Annotated in this window: 25 protein-coding genes; 13 read left to right on the forward strand and 12 right to left on the reverse strand. The window is 60.5% G+C overall.

Annotated features, from left to right (window positions below; translation table 11 throughout):
• Positions 1 to 103 precede the first annotated feature (103 nt).
• Positions 104 to 1003 (forward strand): LysR family transcriptional regulator, encoded by a 900-nt coding sequence (locus ACEN83_RS11130; RefSeq protein ID WP_495580281.1) that lies wholly within the window; start codon positions 104 to 106, stop codon positions 1001 to 1003.
• 87 nt (positions 1004 to 1090) lie between these two features.
• On the opposite strand, the gene ACEN83_RS11135 is transcribed toward ACEN83_RS11130, so the two are convergent.
• Both ACEN83_RS11135 and ACEN83_RS11140 read right to left on the reverse strand, forming a co-directional pair.
• Positions 1091 to 1933: an NAD-dependent protein deacetylase gene (locus ACEN83_RS11135; protein WP_495580282.1), complete on the reverse strand. Its 843-nt coding sequence runs from the start codon at positions 1931 to 1933 to the stop codon at positions 1091 to 1093.
• 134 nt (positions 1934 to 2067) lie between these two features.
• Positions 2068 to 3114 carry a class I SAM-dependent methyltransferase gene (locus ACEN83_RS11140; protein WP_495580283.1) on the reverse strand — a complete coding sequence of 349 codons (1047 nt, stop codon included), beginning with the start codon at positions 3112 to 3114 and terminating at the stop codon, positions 2068 to 2070.
• A 473-nt stretch (positions 3115 to 3587) separates the two neighbouring features.
• Between ACEN83_RS11140 and ACEN83_RS11145 the strand changes: the two genes are divergently transcribed.
• A complete protein-coding gene (locus ACEN83_RS11145) occupies positions 3588 to 4430 on the forward strand; it encodes an HvfB family MNIO-type RiPP peptide maturase (protein ID WP_495580284.1) in 843 nt (280 codons plus the stop codon).
• Complete coding sequence (locus tag ACEN83_RS11150) at positions 4423 to 5181, forward strand: HvfC family RiPP maturation protein (RefSeq protein WP_495580285.1); 759 nt, start codon at positions 4423 to 4425, stop codon at positions 5179 to 5181. Before ACEN83_RS11145 ends, ACEN83_RS11150 begins: the two co-directional genes overlap by 8 nt.
• Positions 5182 to 5693: 512 nt before the next feature.
• On the opposite strand, the gene ACEN83_RS11155 is transcribed toward ACEN83_RS11150, so the two are convergent.
• Together ACEN83_RS11155 and ACEN83_RS11160 are read right to left on the reverse strand one after the other, a co-directional pair.
• Positions 5694 to 7004, reverse strand: a complete 1311-nt coding sequence (locus ACEN83_RS11155) for an ATP-binding protein (protein WP_495580286.1) — start codon at positions 7002 to 7004, stop codon at positions 5694 to 5696.
• Positions 7001 to 7741, reverse strand: coding sequence for a response regulator (locus tag ACEN83_RS11160; RefSeq protein ID WP_102701714.1), 741 nt, complete (start codon positions 7739 to 7741; stop codon positions 7001 to 7003). Before ACEN83_RS11160 ends, ACEN83_RS11155 begins: the two co-directional genes overlap by 4 nt.
• Positions 7742 to 8039: 298 nt before the next feature.
• Between ACEN83_RS11160 and ACEN83_RS11165 the strand changes: the two genes are divergently transcribed.
• From ACEN83_RS11165 to ACEN83_RS11175, 3 genes are all read left to right on the forward strand, one after another.
• Positions 8040 to 8303 (forward strand): DUF2790 domain-containing protein, encoded by a 264-nt coding sequence (locus ACEN83_RS11165; protein ID WP_007978355.1) that lies wholly within the window; start codon positions 8040 to 8042, stop codon positions 8301 to 8303.
• 48 nt (positions 8304 to 8351) lie between these two features.
• A complete protein-coding gene (locus ACEN83_RS11170) occupies positions 8352 to 8606 on the forward strand; it encodes a hypothetical protein (protein WP_495580287.1) in 255 nt (84 codons plus the stop codon).
• A 164-nt stretch (positions 8607 to 8770) separates the two neighbouring features.
• Complete coding sequence (locus tag ACEN83_RS11175; protein ID WP_495580288.1) at positions 8771 to 9988, forward strand: cytochrome c biogenesis protein DipZ; 1218 nt, start codon at positions 8771 to 8773, stop codon at positions 9986 to 9988.
• Positions 9989 to 10005: 17 nt separating this feature from the next.
• On the opposite strand, the gene ACEN83_RS11180 is transcribed toward ACEN83_RS11175, so the two are convergent.
• Together ACEN83_RS11180 and ACEN83_RS11185 are read right to left on the reverse strand one after the other, a co-directional pair.
• Positions 10006 to 10467 (reverse strand): GNAT family N-acetyltransferase, encoded by a 462-nt coding sequence (locus ACEN83_RS11180; protein ID WP_495580289.1) that lies wholly within the window; start codon positions 10465 to 10467, stop codon positions 10006 to 10008.
• 76 nt (positions 10468 to 10543) lie between these two features.
• Positions 10544 to 11521: an AraC family transcriptional regulator gene (locus ACEN83_RS11185; protein WP_102701710.1), complete on the reverse strand. Its 978-nt coding sequence runs from the start codon at positions 11519 to 11521 to the stop codon at positions 10544 to 10546.
• A gap of 177 nt (positions 11522 to 11698) precedes the next feature.
• Between ACEN83_RS11185 and ACEN83_RS11190 the strand changes: the two genes are divergently transcribed.
• Positions 11699 to 11968 carry a DUF4242 domain-containing protein gene (locus ACEN83_RS11190; protein WP_007978346.1) on the forward strand — a complete coding sequence of 90 codons (270 nt, stop codon included), beginning with the start codon at positions 11699 to 11701 and terminating at the stop codon, positions 11966 to 11968.
• Between the two features lie 44 nt (positions 11969 to 12012).
• Positions 12013 to 12825: a class I SAM-dependent methyltransferase gene (locus tag ACEN83_RS11195; protein ID WP_495580290.1), complete on the forward strand. Its 813-nt coding sequence runs from the start codon at positions 12013 to 12015 to the stop codon at positions 12823 to 12825.
• Positions 12826 to 12947: 122 nt separating this feature from the next.
• Here the strand turns inward: ACEN83_RS11195 and ACEN83_RS11200 are convergent, their stop codons facing one another.
• The gene (locus ACEN83_RS11200) at positions 12948 to 13334 is read right to left on the reverse strand and encodes a DUF488 domain-containing protein (protein ID WP_495580291.1); all 387 of its coding nucleotides are present in this window, start codon (positions 13332 to 13334) and stop codon (positions 12948 to 12950) included.
• A gap of 2 nt (positions 13335 to 13336) precedes the next feature.
• Entirely contained in the window at positions 13337 to 14059 is a 723-nt protein-coding gene (gene pcsA, locus ACEN83_RS11205; RefSeq protein WP_495580292.1) for a phosphatidylcholine synthase, read from the reverse strand.
• A gap of 256 nt (positions 14060 to 14315) precedes the next feature.
• Between pcsA and ACEN83_RS11210 the strand changes: the two genes are divergently transcribed.
• The 5 genes from ACEN83_RS11210 to ligD all read left to right on the forward strand — a co-directional run bounded on the left by ACEN83_RS11210 (position 14316) and on the right by ligD (position 20611).
• Positions 14316 to 15050 (forward strand): tellurite resistance TerB family protein, encoded by a 735-nt coding sequence (locus ACEN83_RS11210; RefSeq protein ID WP_495580293.1) that lies wholly within the window; start codon positions 14316 to 14318, stop codon positions 15048 to 15050.
• A 338-nt stretch (positions 15051 to 15388) separates the two neighbouring features.
• The gene (locus tag ACEN83_RS11215; RefSeq protein WP_495580294.1) at positions 15389 to 15877 is read left to right on the forward strand and encodes an Hcp family type VI secretion system effector; all 489 of its coding nucleotides are present in this window, start codon (positions 15389 to 15391) and stop codon (positions 15875 to 15877) included.
• 90 nt (positions 15878 to 15967) lie between these two features.
• Positions 15968 to 16861, forward strand: a complete 894-nt coding sequence (locus tag ACEN83_RS11220) for a hypothetical protein (RefSeq protein ID WP_495580295.1) — start codon at positions 15968 to 15970, stop codon at positions 16859 to 16861.
• Positions 16858 to 17223 (forward strand): hypothetical protein, encoded by a 366-nt coding sequence (locus ACEN83_RS11225; RefSeq protein ID WP_218479987.1) that lies wholly within the window; start codon positions 16858 to 16860, stop codon positions 17221 to 17223. The genes ACEN83_RS11220 and ACEN83_RS11225 overlap by 4 nt, the downstream gene beginning before the upstream one ends.
• Before the next feature lie 820 nt (positions 17224 to 18043).
• Positions 18044 to 20611: a DNA ligase D gene (gene ligD / locus ACEN83_RS11230; RefSeq protein ID WP_495580296.1), complete on the forward strand. Its 2568-nt coding sequence runs from the start codon at positions 18044 to 18046 to the stop codon at positions 20609 to 20611.
• A 106-nt stretch (positions 20612 to 20717) separates the two neighbouring features.
• Here the strand turns inward: ligD and ACEN83_RS11235 are convergent, their stop codons facing one another.
• From ACEN83_RS11235 to ACEN83_RS11250, 4 genes are all read right to left on the reverse strand, one after another.
• The gene (locus tag ACEN83_RS11235) at positions 20718 to 21392 is read right to left on the reverse strand and encodes a DUF3313 domain-containing protein (protein WP_495580297.1); all 675 of its coding nucleotides are present in this window, start codon (positions 21390 to 21392) and stop codon (positions 20718 to 20720) included.
• A 50-nt stretch (positions 21393 to 21442) separates the two neighbouring features.
• Complete coding sequence (locus ACEN83_RS11240; protein WP_495580298.1) at positions 21443 to 22711, reverse strand: OmpP1/FadL family transporter; 1269 nt, start codon at positions 22709 to 22711, stop codon at positions 21443 to 21445.
• Between the two features lie 70 nt (positions 22712 to 22781).
• Complete coding sequence (locus ACEN83_RS11245; protein WP_495580299.1) at positions 22782 to 24395, reverse strand: arylsulfatase; 1614 nt, start codon at positions 24393 to 24395, stop codon at positions 22782 to 22784.
• A 216-nt stretch (positions 24396 to 24611) separates the two neighbouring features.
• On the reverse strand, positions 24612 to 24890 hold the full coding sequence (locus tag ACEN83_RS11250; protein ID WP_116583166.1) for a DUF3303 domain-containing protein: 279 nt from the start codon (positions 24888 to 24890) through the stop codon (positions 24612 to 24614).
• Between the last annotated feature and the right edge of the window lie 200 nt (positions 24891 to 25090).

Consider the following 25090-nt stretch of genomic DNA (forward strand, 5'->3'; position numbering starts at 1 on the left):
GCGATCTTTTGACTTTGTTTTTGGCGGGCTCTGGAGTCGATGAGATCAAGATCAAAAGATCGCAGCCTTCGGCAGCTCCTACAAGACCCTGGAGAGACCGAGTATGACCGTCAAGCAGATCCGTGCCTTTCTGGCCGTGGCCCAGAGCCTGAGCTTTGCCGTGGCCTGTGAACGCCTGCACCTGTCGCAATCGGCCCTGAGCCTGACCATCAAGGCGCTGGAAGAGGGCCTCGGCGGGCGCCTGTTTACCCGCAACACGCGCAACGTGGCGCTCACCGCCGAAGGCGAAGCCCTGGTGCCGCTGGCGCGCCGGCTGATCGCCGACTGGGACAATGTCGAGGACGAGCTGCGTCAACGCTTCACCCTGCAGCGCGGTCGCGTGACCCTGGCGGCGATGCCATCGTTCGCCGGCAACCTGCTGCCGCCGATCCTCAAGACCTTCCGCGCCCGTTACCCGAACGTCAACGTGACGGTCAATGACGTAATCAACGAGCAGGTGCTGGAAATGGTCCGTGACCGCCAGGTGGAACTGGGGGTGGCGTTCGAGCCGACCCAGAGTTCGCCGCTGCAATTCACGCCGTTGTACATCGATCGATTTGTGGCGGTGGTGCCCCTGGATTCGGCGCTGGCCGACCTCGATGACATCGATTGGCAGACCCTGCTCAAGGAGCCGTTCATTACCTTGCAGCGACCTTCCACCGTGCGGGTCATGCTTGAAGAGCACCTGCAGGCCCGCGGCATGAAGCTGTCGGTGGAGTTTGAAAGCCATCAACTGGCGACGGTCGGGCGCATGGTCGCCAGCGGCCTGGGCGTGAGCGCGGTGCCGGCCTTGTGTGCCGGACAGATGCGTGAACTGGGCGCGCGCTGCATCACCTTGCGCGATCCGGTGGTGGAGCGGGCGCTCGGGGTGTTGACCTTGCCTGGGGGCGAACTGTCGGCGGCAGCGCAGGCGTTGTTCGATGTACTCAAAGAAGAAAACCTGGGGCACACACCATCCCTGTAGGAGCTGCCGCAGGCTGCGATCTTTTGATCCTGTTTTTAAAAAGCAACGTCAAAAGATCGCAGCCTGCGGCAGCTCCTACAGGGGTGGTCAGTTGTGCAGGCGTTGAGCCAATAAGGGTAAGAGCTGCTCGCATGACCCTTCGATCTTCATATCCAGAATGTCGTCCGCCCGGGTCTTGCCCAGGTTGATCGCGATCAACGGCTTGCCCTGGTCCACCACCGCCCGGCACAAGCGGAACGCCGAATAGGCCATCAACGAAGACCCGATCACCAACAACCCGGCAGCCTGTTCAACGGCCGCCATCGCCTTGGTCGCCGTGGCGTGTGCAACGTTTTCACCAAAAAACACCACATCCGGCTTCATCCGTTCCCCGGCGCAATGCGGGCAATGTGGGACCTGGAAACGTGCCTCGAAGGCCGGGTCGAGCAGGGTGTCGCCGTCCGGCGCCTGCACCGCGTCGACGCCGGCCAGGTACGGGTTGCGGGTTTCCATCAAGCGCTGGATCGAATCGCGCTCGCAGAGCTTGCCGCAATCGAGGCACAACACCCGGTGCAAACTGCCGTGGAGTTCGATCACGTCATGGCTGCCGGCCTGGTCGTGCAGGGTGTCGACGTTCTGGGTGATCAACCCGCTGATCTGTCGCGTGCCCTGCAGCCGGGCCAGGCTGTCGTGGGCCACGTTCGGCTGCGCCAGGCGCACCCGTGGCCAGCCGAGCATCGCCCGTGCCCAATAGCGTCGCCGGGACTCCGGGGCGGAGAGAAATTCCTGGTACATCATCGGCTGCCGGCCCCGCCGCACGCCCTGGTTGTCGCGATAATCGGGGATGCCCGACGGTGTGCTGATGCCGGCACCGGTCAGCACTGCAAACGGCGCGTCGGCCATGCGTTGATGGAGGCGGTCAAGCTGGTCATGGATCAGGCTGTCGAGCATGTTCGGCACTCCGGGGGGCGCAGATTGGCATGGCCTTTCGTAGGAGCTGCCGAAGGCTGCGATCTTTTGACGTTGCTTTAAAAAAACAAGATCAAAAGATCGCAGCCTTCGGCAGCTCCTACAACCCTCGGGGGTTATTTACGTGCCTCCAGAATCAGGTTGAACGGTGTTTCCGTGGCCCGACGAAAACGGCTGAACCCGGCCTCGTTGAACACCTTGCGCAACCGCGCTTCACCGGCCTGGGCGCCGAGGCCGAGGCCGACTTCCTGGGACAGCGAGTTCGGCGTGCAAATGAAGGTCGAGGCGGCGTAGAACAGGCGTCCGACCGGGTTGAGGTTGTCGTCGAGCAAGTCGTTGGCGTAGGGCTCGACCAGCAGCACCGTGCCGTCGTCTTTCAACGATTCATAGGCATGTTTGGCTGCGCCCACCGGGTCGCCCATGTCGTGCAGGCAGTCGAAGTAGCAGACCAGGTCATAATCGCTGCCGGGGTAACTTTTGGCTGTGCCCTGGAAGAACCGGGCCCGACTGGACACACCGCCTTCTTCGGCCCTTTGGGTGGCGACGGTGACGGATGGCGCGTGATAGTCGAAGCCGACGAAGCGCGAATCCGGAAATGCCTGGGCCATGATCACCGTCGAGGCGCCGTGACCGCAGCCGATGTCCGCCACTTTGGCCCCGGCTTCCAGTTTGGCCACCACGCCGTCGAGGGCCGGCAACCATTCGGTGATCAAATGGGCTTTGTAGCCGGGGCGGAAGAAACGTTCGGTGCCGCTGAACATGCACGGGTGATGCTCGCCCCAGGGCAGGGCGCCGTTGCCGCGCATGGCGTTGACCAGCTTGTCCTTGTCGTGGAAAAACGACGCGACCACGCCTATGCCCCCGGCGATATAGACCGGAGAGTCTTCGATGGCCAGGGCCAGGGCTTGCTCTTCGGGCAGGCGGAACTGGCCGTCGCGGTGTTCCATGTAGCCGGAGGCGGCGTGGGCGCTGAGCCATTCGCGCAGCAGGCGGGTGTTGCAGCCGGTTTTCTCGGCAAGGGTTTCGGGGGTGATGGGCTGGCTATCGGCCATCGCCCGGTACAGGCCGAGCTCTTCGCCGAGGATGACGTTGGCGAGCATCGCCGCGCCGCCCATGTCATTCACCAGTTTGCCCATGAAGTCGTTGAGTCTGGCCTCGTCCATCACGTGTGCTCCTTTGGCAGGATCACGGTCCAGAGGCATTGTCTGGCGAGGCATGCGCCGCTGGGCGGTGGTCGTGGGGGTGTGCAGGGCACCAAGCGGGTCCTGCGTGCAGTAAGTTTAGTTCGGGGGCTGTGTGTTGCTTTTTCTCGCGACGAAAGTCCCGGGCGTCAGGTCCTGGCTTGACGCAAAACCCTGTGGGAGCGGGCTTGCCCGCGAAAGCGGTGGGTCAGCCAGCATCTCTTTTGAATGTGCCGGCCTCTTCGCGGGCAAGTCGGATCGCCGCACCGCCGCTCCCACAGGTATCGGTAGTGCCTGCAAGGATCGTGTGTATCCCACTGTATCCAGACCCCTTCTTGACACAGTGACCTCTTATTCCGACCCCAGCCGAACACAGTCCCGATACACCCCTTCGATTAACTGTGCCTCAAGGCGGGCACCGGCCCGCGCCCTTGGACACAGGCGAGATCGATACCATGCAGACATCCATTCCCCCCGTAGCTAAGGCCAGCGCCGGGCTAGGCCTGCGTCGCGGCTTACTCAAAGACCTGCAAGCGGCCCCGGCCGGTCATTTCGATTTTCTGGAGGTTGCGCCGGAAAACTGGATCGGCATCGGCGGCGCCCATGGCGCGGCGCTGCGGGCACTGGCCGAGCGTTATCCGTTGTCCTGTCACGGACTGTCCCTGTCCCTGGGTGGGCCGTCGCCGCTGGACGTCGGTTTTCTGCAGGAAGTCCGGGGTTTTCTCGATCATTACCACGTGCCGCTGTACAGCGAGCATTTGAGCTATTGCAGCGATGACGGTCACCTGTACGACCTGTTGCCGCTGCCGTTTACCGAAGAAGCGGTGCACCACGTCGCCGCGCGTATCCGCCAGGCCCAGGACATCCTCGGTCGGCGCCTGGCGGTGGAAAACGTTTCTTACTACGCCGCGCCCCAACAGGACATGGACGAGGTGACGTTCACCAATGCGGTGTTGCGCGAGGCCGATTGCGACCTGTTGCTGGACGTCAACAACGTCTACGTCAACTCGATCAACCATGGTTTCGATCCCCAGGCGTTTCTCGCCGGTATCGATGCGGGACGGGTGGTGGCCATGCATATCGCCGGGCATTTCGATGAGTCCGACACCTTGAAAATCGATACCCATGGCGCCTCGGTGAAGCCGGCGGTGTGGTCGTTGCTGGCCCAGGCCTACGCCCGGTTCGGTGCTCAACCGACCTTGCTGGAGCGCGATTTCAATTTTCCGGCATTCGCCGAACTGGTGGCGGAATTGCAGACCATTCGCCGCTTGCAACAGGAGGGCGTGAACCGTGGATAAGTCGAGCCTTGTGCAGCAACAAACCACCATGGGCCTGTACCTGCGCGACCCTGAGCACAACGCGCCACCCACCGAAATGGACCCGGCGCGAGCACAGGTTTACCGCGATCTGGTGTTCGCCAACCTGTCTTCATTGCTCAGTGGCACCTTTCCGGTCCTGGTGAACATTCTGGGTGATGAACACTGGCGTTCGCTGGTGCGGATCTTTCTGCGGGACTACCGCGCCCGCACGCCGAAATTCGGTGAGATCGCCCAGGAGTTTGTCGAGTTTCTTGCCAGTGAACCTCAGGCGTTGGCCGATGGTTCGTGGCCGCCGTTCATGGTGGAGCTGGCGCATTACGAGTGGGTGGAAATGGCGCTGCAACAGTCCGACGCCGAGCCTGTGGCAGCCGGTGATGCGGCGTTGCTGCTGGATCGGCCTTTGCAGGTGTCGCCGCTCGCCTGGCCGTTGGCGTATGCCTGGCCGGTGCAACGGGTGGGGCCGGATTATCAGCCGGACGTTTCGCCGGCTCAGCCGACGTTGTTGCTGGTGCGTCGGGCCGAGGACTGGGGTATGAGGTTTTCCGGGTTGAGTCCGTTGGCGTGGCGGCTGTTGCTGCTTGTTGGCGAGTTTCCCGAGTTGACCGGGCGTGAGCTGTTGCAGGGGTTGGCGGTGGAGGCGGGGGTGGTGGAGTCTTCGGCGTTTTTGGAGCGTGGGTTGGTGTTGTTGCGGCAGATGCATGGGGAGGGGGTTTTGGGGGTTGTTGATTGAGTACATATCCGTTTTTTGGGTAACGGCGGCTTATGGTTTCGCCCTTACGGCGAGTCACTTTTAACAAGCGCCTTAAAAGTAACCAAAAGCGCTCGCCCCTTACGTACGGCCCCTCGCTGAGGCTCGGGGTACCTTCGCTCCGGTATTCATCCGGGGGCATTGCCCTCCGGTCGGCTTCGCTTCGACCTACATGCAATGAGTTCGACTGCGTCGAACGGCGCTGCGCGCCCATCCCCGGATGAACACCTCCGCTCAGCCTGCCGAGGGGGCGGGTGGATCAAAATCACAAGCTGCAGGCGAGCTAACGCTCGGCCTGTTGAGTGGTGAAGAGCGGTTGTGTACGCCGACCCACTGTAGGAGCTGCCGAAGGCTGCGATCTTTTACTCTTGATCTTCCGCTCTTTCGACATTGTCAAAAATCAAAGGTAGGAGCTGGCTTGCCAGCGAAGGCGGCCTGCCAGCCGACCATTTTCAACAGCTGGCCCCACATCCTCACCCCCCAACCAATCCTTCCTACCCCGGCAATCTCAGTTCCGCACACACCCCCCCACCTTCCCGATTGCTCAAGGTCAACGACCCTCCAATCGCTATCGCCAGCTGCTGGGCAATCGCCAGTCCCAACCCGGTGCCGCCGGTGCTGCGGTTGCGGGAGTTTTCCACGCGGTAGAACGGCTCCATCACGTGCTTGAGTTCTTCCTCTGCGATTCCCGGGCCACGGTCGAGGATCTTGATCGACAGCTTGCCGTCGGCCTGTTTTTCCACGCGCATCTCGGCAGCTCCGGCAAATTTCAATGCGTTGTCCGTCAGGTTGACCAGCACCCGACGCAGGGCGTGGGGGCGGGTGTCGATGACGGTGGTGCTCTTGCCTGTGAGCTGAACGTCCTTGCCCATGTCCTGGTAGTCGAACACCAGGCTGTCGAGGAACGAGTCGAGGTCGGTGCGGCGGCTTTCTTCGGTGGCGCCGTGGATGCTGCGGGCGTAGGCGACGCCTTCGCGTACCAGGTGTTCCATCTCGCCCAGGTCGTTCCACAGTTTGTCTTTTTCGCTGGAGTCGTCCATGAACTCGGCGCGCAGTTTCATGCGGGTGATCGGGGTTTGCAGGTCGTGGGAGATCGCTGCGAGCAATTGCATGCGTTCCTTCAGGTACGCCGCGATGCGTGCCTGCATCGCGTTGAAGGCCTTGGCGGCGTGGGCGACTTCGGTCGGGCCTTTTTCGTCCAGGAGCACGGGGTGGGCGTTGGGGTCCAGGGTTTCGACGGCGTCGGCGAGGCGGGTGAGGGGGCGGATGGCGATTCTGACCGCCAGCCAGGAGCAGGCGAGCATCAGCGCCAGTTGCCCGAGCAACACGATGGGCAGCCAGGGCGACAGCGGCACCATCGCCGGGCGGAGGTCGATGGTCAGCGGGCTGCCATCCGCCAGGTTCAGGTGCACTTGGAAGTGTTTTTTCGGCCCGGGGATGTCGGTAAAGGTCATCGGGTAATCGTGGCCGATGGCGTCCTTGATCGAGGCGATGGCAATGGGCGCATCGGGCATGTCGGTGCGGATCGGCGTGCCCGGCGAACCCTCGTTGAGCAGGTAACTGTAGTTGCGTCGTTCCAGTTGTTTGAGCCAGGCGGCTCGTTCATCGGCGGGCAGGCGGTCGAGGATGGCAATGGAGGTGGACACGTCGGTTTCCAGGTTGCCGAGCATGGTGTTTTTCGAAGATTCGTAGCGTTCGTAGTACTGCGCACCGAAGGACAATGCCTGGGCGAGGATCAGGCCGATCAGGAAAATCAGCGACAGCCGCGAGGCCAGGGTCCGCGGCCAATGCAACGCCCCCGTCATGATTGATCGCCCAGGATTTCCACCGGCAGGGAAAACACATAGCCTTCGCTGCGCACGGTCTTGATGTAGGCCGGTTCGCGGGCGTCGTCGAGCAGGCGCTGGCGCAGGCGACTGACCAAAAGATCGATGGAGCGGTCGAACAGGTCGGCGTCGCGGCCCTGGGTCAGGTTGAGCAATTGATCGCGGTTGAGCACCCGTTGTGGATGGTCGAGAAACACCCGCAGCAATCGATATTCGGCGCCGCTCAGGGCGACCATGGTGCCGTCCTGATCGAGCAGGTGGCGGGCCGAGGTGTCCAGGCGCCAACGGCCGAAGGCCAGTAGGCGACTGGCTTCGGTCACCACCAGGTTCGGCGGCAACATGCGGGTGCGCCGCAGCACCGCGTTGATCCGCGCCAGCAGTTCACGGGCGGCGAAGGGTTTGACCAGGTAGTCGTCGGCGCCCATTTCCAGGCCGAGGATGCGGTCGGTTTCATCGTTGCGCGCGGTGAGCATCAGCACCGGCGTGGTCTTGTGTTTGCCGGCGCGCAATTCGCGGCAGAGCAGCAGGCCATCGTCCCCGGGCATCATGATGTCCAGCACGATCAGGTCCACCGGGGTGGTTTCCAGAAACGCGCGCATCTGCCGTCCATCCGCCACGACGGTGGTGCGCAGGCCGTTCTTCTTCAGGTAGTTGCCTACCAGCTCGCGGATTTCGCGGTCATCGTCAACGATGAGGATGTGATCAACGTGATCCATTGGGCCAAACCTCTGATGAATGGGGAATGCCACACAGTCTATCGAGCCCGGGCGGGGTCGCCTGCCGCCCTTTGTATTGCAGTGTATCCGGCCTGCCTGGGGATACACACAAAGGCAAAAAAGCCGATTTCCGGGGGTTTTGTATTGCTCTGTATCTGCACGCGGTTCTGATACGTACCGATTGATTCACGCCGATTCTCGACACAGACGAGATACCTCGCAGGCTTTTAATGGGTTCCATCGAGGCAAACCAGAGCGCCTCGGCCCAACGAACTGTTGAAACCTTGAGGAACTCGCCATGAACACCAAAGCCGTCTACGCCGCTTGCCTGTTTGCCGCCCTGAACATTTGCACCCTGTCGGCCCGCGCCGAAGCCGATGTTGCGCCAAAAACCTACACCTACGGCAGCCATCTTGACATCAGGAAAGTGGTTTCGCTGACCGAGGACGCTACGCCTTCCTGCGGTGTGGTCAATGCACGGCTGACGTACCTCGACTCCCAGTCGAAAACCCAGGTGCTGGATTACAGCAAGTTCGCCGACCACTGCAACTCGGAAAACTGAGTGTTGCGATCAACGACCGCCTAATCCCATTGAATCAGGAAGGACATCATGAACAACGTATCCCGCTTTCTCACCGCCATCGCCTTCTCCGTCGCCGGTGCGGCAGCCCATGCCAACGCCTCTGTCGAGCAAAGCGCCTGCGGCAGCAACACCTGCTTCCAGCTGACGCCCGTGGCAGAGAAGGGCACCCAGGGTTTCCTTGCGCAAGACGGTTCCGGCCGTACGCCGCAAGGCCAGATGCTCGCCGAGAACGGTGCCAGCCGCACGCCTCAGGGGCAGTTGCTGGATGAACAGACAGCTTGAAGCCAAACATCATCGTTCAAATGTGGGAGCGGGCTTGCTCGCGAAGGCGGTGTGTCAGCCGCATCATCGCTGGCTGAATGTACGCTTTCGTCGGAACGCCGCCCGGAGCAAGCCCGCTCCCACATTGATTGTGTGTCGCCCTCTGAATTGTATTAGGTGATCCCATGTTACTCATCGCTTTCCTGGGCGGCATATTGACCGTCCTCAGCCCGTGCATCCTGCCGGTCGTGCCCTTCCTGTTCGCCGGGGCCGACCGCGCACGCGCCTCGATCCTGCTGACCCTCGGCGGCATGGTCCTGACCTTCGCCCTGGTCTCCAGCCTGGCCGTGGTCAGCACTGAGTGGGTGATACAGGCCAGCAACACCGGGCGCCACGTCGCCCTGTTCGTCATGGTGCTGTTTGCCCTGTCGCTGATTTCCGCCCGGGTCGGTGACTGGCTGGCGCGCCCCTTCGTGCTGCTGGGCAATCGCATCGACCCGGACTCGCGCAAGATGTCCGGGCCGCTGGCGTCGATCATGATCGGTGTCGCCACCGGGCTGCTCTGGGCACCCTGCGCCGGGCCGATCCTCGGAGTGATTCTGACCAGCGCCATGCTGCAGGGCGCGAACGCCGGTACCAGTCTGTTGTTGGTGGCCTATGGCGCGGGCAGTGCGCTGTCCCTGGGCGTCCTGATCTTTGCCGGTCGCGGCCTGGTCAATCGCTTGAAGCCGTCGATTCCGGTCACCGGCTGGCTGCGCCGGGGCGCCGGGGTTGCGGTGCTGGCCGGTGCGGCGGTGATCGCAACGGGGGCCAATGACCTGTTGCTGGCCAACACCTCATCGCAAGGTGTCAGCCGTATCGAGAAAGACGTGCTGGAGACCGTGCCGAAAGTCGTCGATTACCTGGTCAGCAAGGTCCAGGCCGACAGCCCCATGGGCAACGCCCAGGGCGCGATGCCGTCCTTGTCCGGCGCGGTGGACTGGATCAACTCACCGGCACTGACCAACGAAGCCCTCAAAGGCAAGGTGGTGCTGGTGGATTTCTGGACCTTCGACTGCATCAACTGCAAGCACACCCTGCCTTACGTAAAGGACTGGGCGAAGAAATACGAAAAGGACGGGCTGGTGGTGATCGGCGTGCACACGCCTGAATACGGCTTTGAACGCATCATCGACAACGTCAGGGACAAGGTGAAGGAATACGGCATCACCTACCCGGTGGCGATCGACAACAACTACGCGATCTGGCGCAACTTCGACAACCAGTACTGGCCGGCGCACTACATCATCGATGCCAAGGGGCAGGTGCGTTACACCCACTTCGGCGAAGGCAGCTACGACACGCAGGAGAAAGTGATCCAGCAGTTGCTGGAGGAGGCCAAGGCCAGCGCGCCAGCGGCGTAACCGGCTTGATCAATGGCTCACAGGTCTCGCGCCATGAGCCATTGATCTTTTTCCCATGCCTGAAAACGCTCCTGCACAACCCAGCCACGCCTGGCGTAATAAGCGCTCTGGTCCTGGGTGTGCAGGTAGATCCTCTTCTCGCCGTTGGCTTTGGCTTGCGCGCAAACCCCTTCGATCAAACGCTCCGCCAGGCCCTTGCCGCGTGCCTCGGGAGTGATGAACACACAAGCGAGCCAGGGCCCCAGATCCGAGCGATGGGCCAGGTCAGCCTTGGCCAGCGCCGCACCGCCCAACAGTTCGTCGTGGTCGAGGGCGATCAGGCACTTCCAGTCGCCATTGTCCTGGCCTTCGGCGAATTCCCGTTGCCAGTCGGGCAGGGGCTGTCCGGCGTATTCGTAGTGGAACTGCCGGTGGATCCATGAAGCGAAGGTGTTGCTGTGCTGCATATGTCGAGCAAGCCAGTCCAGGCGGGGTGTCATGTGATGAGTCCTTTCCGAGTTCAGTCGCTGGGTAGCGAGAGTAGCGGGCCTGGGCGGTGCTGTCGCCCCGGCCGGTTCAGCGACCGCTCAAGTGATTCGAGGCCGCCTGACCACGCCGCCACGCTGCCGGCGGTGCACCGAACTCGCGCCGAAAGGCGCGGCTGAAGGCGGTATCGGTCTGGTAACCCACTTCCTCGGCGATGCGCGTCAATGAGTTGTTGCTGCTGCGCAACAGGTTGGCGGCGAGCAACATCCGCCATTGCGTCAGGTACTGCATCGGCGACACCCCCACCAGTTGCTGGAAGCGCTCGGCCAACACTGATCTTGAAGTGCTGGCGGTGCGCGCCAGTTCGTCCAGCGTCCAGGCGTGGCAGGGTTTTTTGTGCAAGGCGTTGAGGGCGGCGCCGACGATGCGGTCGCGTACTCCGGCCAGCCAGCCGGTGCGACCTTCGCCCTGTTCGTTCATGTACAGGCGCAGCACTTCGATGAACAGTACCTCGGCGAGTTTGGCCAGGACCCCTTCGCCGCCGGGGCGGGGCGAGCGGGCTTCGGCGAGGGCGTAGCGCACGGAGGATTCCAGCCAGATGCCGGCACTCGAACCGCGCACGTTGACACGCACCACGGGTGGCAAACCCTTGAGCAACATGCCCGCCAGGCGCGTGTCGCACGCCAGGTAGCCGCACACCAGGCGGGTGACCGCGCCACCACCGCCATAGCTCAGCTGGCGGGGCCGGCGTGCCAGTACCGCATCCAGTCGCGCACCCGTGGCCGGGGGCAATCCGGGTCGGGAGCACATGCGATGGGCGTCGCCCTGGGGGAAGATCACCACGTCGCCGGCGCTGAGCAGCAGCGGCGGGTCATCGCCCAGCTCGACGTAGCACTCGCCCTCGGTGATCAGGTGAAAGATCACCACCCGTTCCGCATCGGGCTCCAGGAACGGCGCGGCCGTGTCGGCGCTGGGCGACTGGTAGCACCAGGGCGCGGTGAACCGGGCGTTGATGAAGATCGCGCCGACCAGGTGCACCACCCGCAGGGTCTGTGACAGAGCGTCCATAGGGATTTCCCCATGACAGGATTCCTGATTGTGAACGCGTCGGTGCGCCGTGTGGAATCTCCGGACGATCGGGCAGGCTTGGGCGACGATCGGGCAGGACGCCAGCGCCCGTCAGGACGATAGTTGGATCACAGGGTGAATGCGCCCTGCCATCCAGAACAATAAAGAGAGGTTGCCATGCCTAAGTTCGTCATTGAACGTGAGATCCAGGGCGCCGGAGCTCTGTCGGAAAGGGATTTGAAAGCCGCTTCGTTAAAGTCCTGCCAGGCCTTGCGGGAGTTGCCGGAGGTGCAGTGGCTGCAGAGCTATGTCACCGGTGACAAGCTCTATTGCGTGTACATCTCGCCGAGCGAGGAGCAGATCCAGGAGCACGCCAGGATCAGTGGTTTTCCCGCCAACCGCATTTCCCGGGTCATGAACATCATCGACCCGACGACAGCGGAGTAACCGCGATCAGGCCCGATACGTGTTTCAACCCAGAGACTGCCTCCATGAGTACACCCATTGATCTGACTGCCTTGAAAAACCGCCAGATGGCCTCCTGGGCCAGCGGCGACTACGCCGTGATCGGCACTACCCTGCAAATCGTCGGCGAGCAACTGGCCGAAGCCTGCGACCTGTTGTGCGATGAGCGCGTGCTCGACGTCGCCGCCGGCAACGGCAACGCGACCCTCGCGGCTGCGCGCCGTGGCTGCCAGGTGACGTCCACCGACTATGTCGCCGCCTTGCTGGAGCGTGGCGCAGAACGGGCCCGGGCAGAACGCCTGAATGTCGCCTTCCAGGTCGCCGATGCCGAAGCCTTGCCCTTTGCCGACGGCAGCTTCGACGCCGTGCTTTCCACGTTCGGTGTGATGTTCACGCCGGACCAGCCCAAGGCTGCCGCGGAGCTGGCGCGAGTCTGCCGCCCGGGCGGGCGGATCGGCCTGGCCAACTGGACACCGGAAGGCTTCGTCGGCCAGATGTTCAAGACCCTGGGCCAGCACCTGCCACCTGCGCCGGGAGCGAATCCGCCCTCGCGCTGGGGCACCGAAGCCTGGCTGCACGAGCATTTCGACGAGCGGGAATTCCTGCTGCAGGTGACGCGCCGCACGTTCAATTTCCGCTATCGCTCGGCGGCGCATTTCATCGACACCTTCCGCCAGTGGTACGGACCGGTGCACAAAGCCTTCGCCGCACTGCCGGCGGATGGCGCCAAGGCGCTGGAAGCGGACCTCACCGAGCTGATCAACCGGATGAACCGGGCGGGCGACAAGTCGCTGGTGGTGCCGAGTGAGTACCTGGAGGTGGTGATCACGCGGCGTTGAGTGACCACAAGTCCAATGTGGGAGCGGGCTTGCTCGCGAAGACGGTCTTCCAGTCGCAGTTATTGTGACTGATACACCGCTTTCGCGAGCAAGCCCGCTCCCACATTGGATGGTGGTGCAGACTAAACAACCTTCGCCCCCCGCGCCGCCAGCAACTCGCGCAACACCGACCGATGACAATGCGCTTCATCCTCGCAATAACACCCCACGGCCAGGGACGTCCCGTGAGACAGCGCAGCCAGCAGGTCCAGCATCTGGCTGGCTGCGGGCTGGCTCATCTCGACCTTGAACTTGCGCCTGAACACCTCCCAGGCCTTGGCATCCTGTGCAGCCTTGGCTTCGGCCACCAGTTCCGCGCTGGGTGCCAGCAAGGGCTGCCAGACATCATAAAAATCCCGGCTGGCGAATTCGGCTTTCGGTACGCCACGGGGAGGGCGGCGTACCGTGCCCAGGCGCAAGCCTTCGTCGGGTCGACGCGGCGAACCCAGTTGAACGATATGGACCGGCATGGCTACTTGATCCGCGATTCGTCGAACCACTCCAGCGCCGTGCGCCAGAAGCAGATACCGAGGAAATACGCCGACATCAGCAGCCACAGCCCCATCACCATCGGGTTGATCAGCGGATGGTTGAGCACCAGCGACAAGCTGCACAGCAACCAGATTGCCGTCACCGCAATGTTGATCGGCATGAACCGGCGCACGCGGAACGGGTGCAGGAATTTCATCCGGGTCACGGTCAGCAGGGCCAGGCCGATCACGGTCAGGAAGGTGATCCACGGCGACGGGGCGATGATGTACAGGCACAGGGCAACCACGTTCCAGGCGGCGGGGAAGCCCTGGAAGTAGTTGTCCTTGCTCTTCATGTTGACGTTGCAGAAGCAGAACAGCGACGACACCAGAATCAGCGACACGCTCAGCAGCAGGGTGTAGTCCGGTAACGGGATGTAGCGATAGATGAACAGCGCCGGGATAAACACATACGTCAGGTAATCGATCACCAGGTCGAGGATCGAGCCATCGAAGCTCGGCAACACCGACTGCACGTTGACCTTGCGCGCCAGTGCGCCGTCCAGTCCGTCGACGATCAGGGCGACACCCAGCCACAGCAGGCAATGGGTCGGCTGGTTATCCAGCAGGGACAGGGTGGCGAGGAAAGCGGTGACCACGCCGGTGGCCGTAAAACCATGGGCGCCCCATGCTTTGAGTCTGGCGATGTACAGGGTTGAAATCACAGGGGCGTTCTCCAGTAAATGAAGCAAGCCAGTTGACGCCCCACATAAGGGACGGTGGCAACCGGGTCGGGTTGCAGGTATCGACCGGGTATCCGCGGATAAGGTTCACCACCTATGAATCTTAGCCGCGCTGAAAAAAAATACCCCGGACAATCCGCCGTGACGCGGGCGTGTCAGCCCAACGGCGCTGGCACATTCGTCTGCGAGGTCTATCGTTGCCTGTCTGGACAGAACCCTTCCCAAGAGGACAAGCGTCATGAACACCAGCGATCTGCTCGAACAGTTACTGCGCGCCGGCCAGGGCTCGATGGCGCAACAGGGGGGCGGTGGCGCGTCGGCCCAAGGCGGGCTCGGCGACCTGGGCGGATTGCTCGGCGGGTTGTTGGGCGGTGGCGCCGGTGCGGGTGCGGGTGCGGGCGGCGGTGGCGCAGGGTTGGGCGGTTTGCTCGGTGGTTTGCTGGGCGGCGGCTCGCCGATGGGCGGCGCACCGCAAAGCCGCTCCGGGGGCGGCACCAATTACGCGGCGCTGGCATCCCTCGGCATGATGGCGTTCCAGGCATACCAGGCCTGGCAGCGCAGCCAGGCGTCGGCGCCGCAGGAAGCGCCGCGCACCGTGGACTTGCTGGCCGGCCCGGAAGCCGAGGAACACAGCCATGCGATCCTGCGGGCGTTGATTGCCGCGGCCAAGGCCGATGGCCGGATCGATGAATCCGAAAAGCAGATGATCAGCACTGAAATCGGCCGTCACACCGACGATCCGCAATTGCAGCAATGGCTGGACGATGAAGTCGCCAAGCCGCTGGACCCCAGTGAAGTGGCGCAATCGGCCACCGACCCCGGCATGGCCTCGGAGATGTACCTGGCCAGCGTGATGCTGGTGGACGACCAGCAGGACGCCGAGCGCAACTATCTGGATGAACTGGCCGCGGCATTGCAGATCGAGCCGGAGTTGCAATTGCATCTGGAGCAGCAGGCCAAGGGCACTGCCTAAAGCTTCGCGAGCAGGCTCGCTCCCACAACGCAGATTCTGCAAGCACTGAAAATCCCTGTGTGGGAGCGGGCTTGCCCGCGAAAAACGCAAGGCATCCACATGTCCCGCTGAATACCCCACCACCGTTAACTCCGCGAGTGAAACCCACCAAAAAGAGCAATCCGTGCGGACGCAATGTCTGCTGCGGGAAACGTCCTACAACCGACTGCCGAAACAGAGTCGGAAACATCTGATTCTGTTTTTTGGCAATGGCTGAATGAGTTATCGCTGATTCCGAGCGGCGTAGATTTCCTGGTCCTTTAAAAACCAGACAATCCACCCTGCCAAGGAGCGGTCTCATGGCGTTTGATGCTTTTATCAAAATCGAAGGTATTCCAGGCGAAGCGCTTGATGAGCAACACAAGGACTGGATAGAAATTACCGGATACAGCTTCGGCACTCACCAAGGCACTTCAGCTACAGCCAGCTCGGCAGGTGGCGCCTCATCGGGGCGCACGACCGTTAGCGACTTCACGTTCACCAAGAATCTGGACAAGGCCAGTTGTAAGCTCATAGAGATCAGCTGTGCAGGTGACCATTTGAAGGAAGTTGTATTGACACTGCATCGCGCCGGAGGCGAGAAACAGAAGTATTTTGAGATCACGTTGGAAGAAGTCATCATTTCAAGCTACTCACAACATGCAAGTGATGGCGTGCCTACTGAAAGTCTCAGCTTGAATTACGGTCGCATTAAAACAATCTACACCCAGCAAAAACGAACGGATGGTGCCGGCGGAGGTAACGTAGCGGGTGGTTGGGATCGCATCAACAATAAAAAATACTCCTGAGGTCGCCACGAATGTCAGCGACTTTCATAAATCCAAGAATGCAGCCTTATTCATATTTGAAGTCGACATTGCAGCTTGGCAAAAAACTCAATGTCGAAGTTCGATGTATTGAATGTGCATGTTGTCAATGCGGTAGTGCTGCCAGGTGAGCTGATAATCGTAGGTGATAATTCAACACCTTCGTGTACGGCCGAAGAAGCGTTCTACATGAAGAAGGCATTTGAAGTTCATTTGGCATTAATGGCCAATGGAGTGCAAGGTGATGGATTTTTAATCGAAAATCATACGCTCATAACAGAAGCACTTGGGTACTCATCGATAGGGGTGGGTAGCGTTAGTGGTGCCTGGAGTAAGCACCTTGATGGCATCAAACAAACCCTTGAAGAAATTGAAACAGCTCATCGCGATTACCTCAGAAGCGGTACAACTCAGGCTCGAAGTGATTTTTACGCAAAACGCAAGGTGCTATTTGAAAGGCTTGATGGTCAACTTAAACACTTTGCCAGATATGGATCGGGTCTGCGTAATCTAGGCTCTATAAAAAATATGCTAGGGATCTCCACGAAAAGCTATTTACATTCAGGGGTGATAACAGGTTATGCCGATACTATTAATGGGGTGGCGAAAGCTTCGAATCTCATGAAAAAAGGCGCTTATCTTGGTGTTGGTCTCAGTGTGGCTGGAGCTGGAACGTCTATCTACACAGCATGTACGACTGGGCGCGAAACGGAATGCAGAAAAGCTAAATATGTTGAGGGTGGTAAGTTGTCTGGAGGTCTTGCACTAGGAGCCTTGGGAGGCAATGTTGGTAGTATTGTGTCTACGTTCGGATGTGCTGTGGCTATCGGATTCGTTACAGGGGGAGCTGGAATGCTGGGGTGTGCTGTGGTTGGCGGTGGGCTCGGTGCGTGGGCGGGAGGCAAAGTTGGCGAGAGTGCTGGAGAATGGGTAGGTGAAGTGGTTTATGAGTCATTGCAACAATGAGTGATATTGCATTGGCAAGTATCGGAATTCTCATAATTTTTTTCGCAATGGTGACTTCGTGCTGGATGTATGTGTTTTCTTATCTGTTTACCGAGTTGATAGAGAGTTACCTCGATAAGAGTAAGTTTGTAGCAAGTAATCGTAAGGCGTTATCCGGGTTGGGATTGCTCGGTAAGCCGGTCAGAAATGGTTCGGTGGCATTGATGTTTTTATGTCCTAAACTTTGCGAGAGGCGTGGTCTAATTGAAAAGGATGAGTTGTTGAATTTGCCAGTAAGTCTAAAGAGAAAGTTGTTGGCACTCTGGATTTCTGCTGGAGCGTTGCTTTTTGTAGCGTATATTTTTTGGCTTTTGGTCCTTTGATTCTAGTGCGTAATAAAAGGCGTTCTTATTACCTTTGTGTTGGCCTGGCTTTTACCCTCTATAGCAGCAAGGAAGTGCTAGCGGCAAGTTATATATAACGAAGGGCGCTGACTGATGGCTCGTGGAAAATTTAAGCCAGTAGCAAGAAAATGCAGGTGTTGCGGTGCCATAAATGAAGAAAACTCAAGAGGAATTAAAGGCGGTCTCTGCTATAGATGCAGAAAATCAAGGCATAAGCGAGTGGGAGCTATTGTGTCGAGGGCGCAAAAGTTCCGCTTAACGGTTGTGCTTAGCGTTATTTCTGTCTTTTTTTTAACATTGGCCGGTTATGCAATTTATTTCAAACACATCGTGCTGCCTTATGGAAGTCGAGTGCGATCCAGCTTGTTGGAGTTCGACGGCTTGGGGGTTATATTGCCAGCGCTGTCTCTGATTCTGCTCTCGGTGGGTACTTTATCTATCATTGCAGTCAATAATTGTTCTAACGGAAAGGTGTATGAGAAAGTAATGAATATCAGTCTGTGTGCAGGCTTGTTCTTGTATTCAATAATTATTTTCTTTGGCAGCGAGTTTCACTACAGGTTATTTAATTAAGGTTGGCTTACTACCTTGCTGGGGCCGGCACAGCCCGCATCCTGGGTGCCAGACACACCGCCATCGCGAGCAGGCTAGCTCCTACAGGGGAGCGCGGTCGCAACCCCGCGCCGCAAGCCCGTCCGTCCGGGCCGTTTCAACGCCGATTGAATTATTGCGCCGCTCGCCGGCTCTGCTTGGTTAAGAGACGTTTGCATCCGACGTCCTGGCGCGAAGCAGGTGAGCCATGCCCCGCAACCTCGATGACTACAACCGCATGCGTGATTTTTCGGCGACTTCCGAGCCTGCTGCCGACAAGCACCCGCGCAAGAAAACTGCCAGGGATCATGCCTTGCAGTTCTGCATTCAAAAGCACGACGCCTCCCACTTGCATTATGACTTTCGCCTGGAGCTCGACGGCGCGCTCAAGAGTTGGGCCGTGCCCAAAGGTCCGTCGCTGGACCCGTCGGTCAAGCGCCTGGCGGTGCATGTAGAAGACCACCCGCTGGCGTACGCCACGTTCGAAGGCAGCATTCCCGAGGGGCATTACGGTGCCGGCGACGTCATCGTCTGGGACCGGGGCATCTGGATTCCCCAGGATGATCCTGCCAAGGCCTATGCCAAGGGGCGACTCAAGTTCGAGTTACAAGGGGAGAAGCTGGGCGGCCTGTGGAACCTGGTGCGTACGCACATGTCGGGCAAGCAGGAGCAATGGTTCCTGATCAAGCATCAGGACGGCGCCGCCAGGTCGCAACGCGACTACGACGTGCTCAGCGCCGAACCGGACAGTGTGCTCAGTGACCGGAGCATCGTCGACAAACCCTCGAAGTCGGCCGCCAGACCCGTCAGGAAAGCGGCAGCCGGCATACGCAAGGAAAAGCCATCGCCATTGACCGGCGCCCGCAAGGCCAGGTTGCCGGACCTGCTCAAGCCGCAATTGGCGACGCTGGTGGACAGGGTCCCGGACGGCGCGTGGAGCTACGAAATCAAGTTCGACGGCTACCGGATCATGGCCCGCATCGACCACGGTGACGTCAGGCTGATCACCCGCAATGGCCACGACTGGACCCACAAACTGCCAGGACAGGCCCAGGCCCTGGTCGCGCTGGGCCTGGAATCGGCGTGGCTCGATGGTGAAATGGTGGTGGCCGACGACCAGGGTGTGCCGGACTTTCAGGCGTTGCAAAACGCCTTCGAGGCGCAGCGCAGCGACGGCATTCTCTACTACCTGTTCGACCTGCCGTACCTCAATGGCGTGGACTTGCGCGAAGTGCCGGTCGAAGAACGTCGGGCCGCGCTGGCGACTGTGCTCAGGGCCAATGACCAGCCGCTGCTGCGCTTCTCCGAGTCGTTTGGCGAGGAGCCACAAGCCTTGTTCGACAGCGCCTGCCGGATGCGCATGGAAGGCTTGATCGGCAAGCGACTTGGATCGCCCTATGTCTCCCGGCGCAGCAGCGACTGGATCAAGCTCAAATGCCAGCATCGGCAGGAGTTCGTCATCGTCGGATTCACCGAGCCGAAAGGCTCGCGCAATGCCTTCGGCGCACTGCTGCTGGGGCTGCATGACCGCGACAGTGGCGAGTTACGCTATGCCGGCAAAGTCGGCACCGGGTTCAACGAGGCGACGCTGCGCAGCCTCCATGAGCAGCTCAAGCCGTTGCAGGTTAAAAAACCGTCGGTGGTCAATCCACCCGGCGGTGCCGAGGCCAGGGATGTGCATTGGCTCAAACCCAAGCTACTGGCAGAAGTGGCTTTCGCTGAAATGACCCGGGACGGCTCGGTGCGCCATGCTGTTTTCCATGGCCTGCGCGATGACAAACCGACACAAGACATCACCGAGGAGCGCGCGAACACCGTGAAAACCTCCACTGCGAAAAAAACCGCTGCGACACAAAAGAAGCCCGACCCCGCACCCTCGCAAATCGGCCTGGAAGCAGGGCAGGTGCGCATCACTCACCCGGACCGGGTGATCGACCCCGACAGCGGCACCACCAAGCTGCAACTGGCGCAGTACTACGCGAGTGTCGCCGAGTGGATCCTGCCCGAGCTCAAGGATCGCCCGGTGGCACTGGTGCGTGCACCGGACGGTATCGCCGGCGAGCTGTTTTTCCAGAAAAATGCCGAGCACCTGGCGATCCCCGGCATCGTCACGCTGGACAAGCAGCTCACCGGTCAGCCGATGATGCTGATCAACAATGCCGAGGCGCTGATCGGCGCGGTGCAGATGAGTACCGTGGAGTTGCATACCTGGAACGCCACGTCGGCCAACTTCGACAAGCCGGACCGTTTTGTCCTCGACCTTGACCCGGACCCGGCGCTGCCATGGAAACGCATGATCGAGGCCACTGAGCTGACGCTGTCGGTGCTGGATGAACTGGGGCTCAAGGCGTTTCTGAAAACCAGCGGCGGCAAGGGCATCCATGTGGTGGTACCGCTGACCCGCAAGCTCGGCTGGGATGAGGTCAAGGACTTCAGCCATGCCATTGTCAGCCACATGGCCAGGCTGTTGCCCGAGCGTTTTTCGGCGGTGTCGGGACCGAAGAACCGGGTCGGACGGATCTTCATCGATTACCTGCGCAACGGCCTGGGTGCGACCACCATCTGCGCCTACGCCGTCCGGACCCGTGAGGGCCTGCCGGTGTCGATGCCGATCTTTCGCCAAGAGGTTGCCGAGCTCAAGGGCGGCAATCAGTGGAACCTGCACAACGCGCTTGAACGACTGGCTGAAGTCGGCGATGAACCCTGGGCGGACATGCGCAAGACCCGGCAGGCGATCACTGCCGAAATGCGCCGGCGGGTGGGGATGAAGAAGTGACCTGTGCCGATAGGCGCTGCTGAAGGCTGCGATCTTCTTAGGGTTTCAATAACCTGAAGATCAAAGGATCGCAGCCTACGGCAGCTCCTACACGAGCAACCTGTTCTTACTTGAGGAAGGCCTGGAAGTCGGTACCCAGTTTGTCGATCGCCGCCTTGAAGTCCTTGGCGGTAATCTTCTGGCTTTCATTTTCCAGGGTAGTGCCAAACACCTTGCGCACCACTTTGGCCACGGTCTGATTGCTCTTCGCGTCGATGAACTCGGCTTCGATGAACAGGGTGGTGTCCTGGTCACGGTGACCGGTAGCTGCCTGGGTGGCCCCGACTACAGCCGCGATGGGGACCACTTCGTACCACTTCATGCCTTCGTTCTCGGCGTTCACCCCGGTAATCGCCGCGCGCATGATCAGGGGCCGGGAACCCGCCGGAGCGGCCGAAGGGGACGACACCACACGGTAGCGCTGACCCAGCGTGGCCTTGGCCTTGCTGGTCATGTAGTTCTGAATGTCGGTGAGCGTCTGCTGGTTGACCCGCTCATCGGGTTTGGGCGCCGGGTACAGCTCCAGCTTGTTGAACACCACGGTGTCATACGCATTCGGGTTCCACGAAGGGCTGACCCAGCGCATCGCGGTGCCGCCGCTCGGCGTTTGGACTTCCTGCAGGTTGTTGTAGTTGGACAGGAAGCCTGAGTACTGTTCCTTCTCAGTCACTTTCGAGGTGCAACCGCCTAGCAACAGACTTGCCAGCGCAGCGCCGACCAGCAGTTTTCGGGACAGATTCATAGTGGTGTCTACTCCTTGGATAAAATCGTCGTTCTTTCGTTTACAAGACATCAAAATCGCCAGGTCATGTTCCCGCTCAGGGCTTGAATCCAGGCATTGTCGAACTCACCGGAAATTTGATTGCCGGATACGGACTTGGTCTGGTCAACCGGCATGTCGCCGAGCCAGACCATGGCCCAGCTGACGTTGATATCGGTGTCCTTGTTCAGAGCATAGGTGGCTCCTGTCGCAATGCGCCAGGATTCGTTCATCGGCACGATCACGCTGCGGTTACCGTCCGACACGGCGCTGCTGTCGTACGCCACACCGACGTTCCACAGCCATTGCTCGGTGGCCTGGTATTGCGCCCCCAGGGACAGGTGCCAGGTGTCCTTGAAGCCGGCGTCGACTGTTGTCGATTGCGCACCCACGGCGGTGGTGTCGACCTGTACGCCGATGTCACCGAATTCCGACCAGTCCTGCCAGTTGACCGAAGCCAGCAAGGCCCATTGCCGGTCCAGTTGCTGGAACAGGCTCAGGGTGACGGTTTGCGGCACCTTCACATCGAGTTCGGTGTTGGTGTTGTTGACGCGTTCGAGCAGTCGGCCATCGCCTTTCACATCCAGTCGGTCCTCGAAGTCCAGATCGACCTGGCTGGTGTAGGTCAGGCCAATGCGCGTGCCGGCTTGCGGGGCGTAGATCACGCCGACATTCGCCCCGAAGCCCCAATCCTGGTCCTTGTACTTGAATTGGCCATCGGTGCGGTCGGTAAAGCCGAACGGCGAGCGGTCAATCGCGGTCTGGGCTTGCAGCATGCCGTACATGGCCTTTACGCCCAGACCCACCGACCACTGCTCGTTGAAGCGATAAGCCACGCTCGGCACCATCGACAGGCCTAGAAGGCTGGCGTTTTGCGAGAAGTAGCGTCCGGACCAATCGTTGTCGTAGTTGACCGCCAACCCGAAGTCGCCGTACTGGCCGAAACCGACGCTCCAGTGTTCGTCCAGTTCATGGCTGATGAAGAAGCTGCCGCCGGGAATCGGGTCGAGGGCGTTGCCACTGCCGCTGCCCGGGGTGTTGGTGCCAGCGTCGCGGTCGAAGCTCAAATCGCCGTACAGCACCTGCAAGCCGGCGGTGATTTGCGTGCCTGGCAGGTAGCTCATGCCCGCCGGGTTGCTGGCGATGGTCGAGGGGCCTTGGGCGCGGGCAGCGGCACCGGCGTTGGCCAGGCCAGCGTTATCAGTGCCGATTTCGTAAAGCATGATGCCGCCGGCCCAGGCTGGCTGGCAGCACAGGGCGAGTAGCGTACAGGCGGGTAGGGCCAGTGTGCTTGTGCGCATGTAACTACCTCAGCAAATGTCCATTTCGAATGTGGGTGGCCTGTGCCGGCCACCCATGGTTTCGGCTGTTTTACTTGGCCATGGCTGCCCGGGCCGCTTCGATCTTGGCCTTGACCGCTTCAAGATTGAAGCTCGCGCCTTTCTGCATTGGCGGAAACTCCACGGCTGTTTCGGCCAGTTTGACCACTTGTTGCTGCACAAACACATAGCGCCAGAACTGGAATTTGAACCACTCGAAATACTCCAGCGAACCATTGGCTGCCATATTCTCCGGCCATCCGGCACGTTCGAACGGATCGAGACGCAGGTTAGTCAGGATCGGCATGTCCAGCGTGACCTTGGCACCCAGCCAGCCCCCGGGCTGATCGATGAAGCGGTACTTGAAGTCATCGATGCGGATCGCACCCAGGGTGCTCTCTCCAAAGTAGAAGATTTCATGCCGGTTCGACGGACCTTTTCCGGTGATCATTGGTGTTTGATCATAGCCGTCCAGGTGAACTTTGTAGGTGGTATCACCCAATTGTTTGCCCTTGAGCAGTTCCGTTGTGATGTTCGGGTTGCCCGCCGCCGCGACCAGGGTCGGGAACCAGTCCATGCCGGACATGATGCCGTTGGCGACCTGGTTGGCCGGCACCTTGCCCGGCCAGCGAATGATCGCCGGCACGCGGAAGCCACCTTCCATCACCGTGCCTTTGCCCATGGCGAACGGGGTGGTGCCGCCGTCCGGCCAGGTGAAGTTTTCCGCACCATTGTCGGTGGTGAAAATGACGATGGTGTTGTCGTCCATGCCGTCTTTTTTCAGCTTCGCCATGACTTCGCCGACGATGTCATCGAGCTGCGCCATGCCGGCTTCCTGTTCCGACCAGCCATTTTGCGCATTGCGCATGGCTTCGTACTTGTCGGACAGGTGCGTGACGATGTGCATGCGGGTCGGGTTGAGCCAGACGAAGAACGGTTTGTTGTCCTGCTTGGCCTTGTCGATGAACGAGAAGGCCTTGTCGCGAATTTCGTCGTCGATGGTTTTCATCCGCTCCGGATAGAGCGTGCCGGCATCTTCGATTTTCTGCTTGCCGACCTTGCCCCAGCGCGGCATCACAGTGGTGTCATCGGTGGTGGTGGCCCAGCTGTGGACCATGTTGCGCGGGCCCACGGTGGCGAGCAGGTCTTGCGGATAGTTGGGGTGCGCCGGGTCTTCCATGGCGTCGAGGTGGTAGAGGTAACCGAAGAATTCGTCGAAGCCGTGCACGGTGGGCAGGAACTCGTTCAAGTCGCCCAGGTGATTCTTGCCGAACTGGCCGGTGGCATACCCCATGGCCTTGAGCGCGGTCGCGATGGTGACGGCTTCGGCGGGAATACCCACGGGCGAGCCGGCCTGGCCGACAGTGGTCATGCCGGTGCGAATCGGCAGTTCGCCGGTGATGAAGTTGGCGCGTCCGGCCGTGCAACTGGCCTCGGCGTAATAGTCGGTGAAGCGCATGCCTTCAGCGGCGAGTTGGTCGAGGTTGGGTGTTCTGCCAGCCATCATGCCCTGGTTGTAGACGCCGATATTCGACCAGCCGATATCGTCGCCCATGATCACCAGGATGTTGGGGGCTTTGTCGGCGGCCAGGGTCAGGCCGGGAATCGCCATTGCAGACAGCAACAGCGGTACTGCAAACATCGAGGATGAGGTTGTCCGGTTCATGTAGAGCTCCTGCGTACTTGCGTGAGTACTTCGAGACGAGCCCCCGACCGTCATTGAAATTCGTGATCCCCGCCAAGAGCGTAGGTTTGAATTACAAAATATCCAGTATTGGATAGTCAGAAAGTGAGTGTTCCAGGCGCTTTGCACTTCAATGGCGTACCGGTCAATGCGCGGGTCGAGTCGGGCGGCGAGCGATACTCGCCGCCTCCATCGTCATTACCGGGCGGCAGTGGCGGCCAGCAAGGGTGCCATTTGCTCATCGGTCAATGCGGCGTGCACGTCCATGCTCATCAGGTCGTTCCACTCCAGCACCCACTTTTGAATCGGCACCAGATCACTCGCCTCGGCAATGCCGAAGCCGGCCGAACTGCCTACGGCGTGCCAGCGTCCGTGCATGGTGACGCCTGCGGGCGGCGCGCCACCGGTCTTGAGGAAACGTGCGATTGCGGCATCACGGTTGTCCGGGCTGATTGTCCAACTGACGATGAATAACATCGGCCACCTCCTGTTGCGCATCGGCACCTGTTGTTGCGCGTACCTGGCTGGCGCCGGGGCCGTGGCCACGCTTGGGTTCCCAGTCCTGTCCTGGCTGGCTTGCAGCGAAATCTCCCAAGGAAGGCATAGCAGTGCGCCGCGACTCACGTACGACCGCTGATCCTGTTCCGGTGCACTTTGGAGGGGCTGACAGACGCCTG

Source organism: Pseudomonas sp. Pseusp49 (assembly GCF_059491875.1).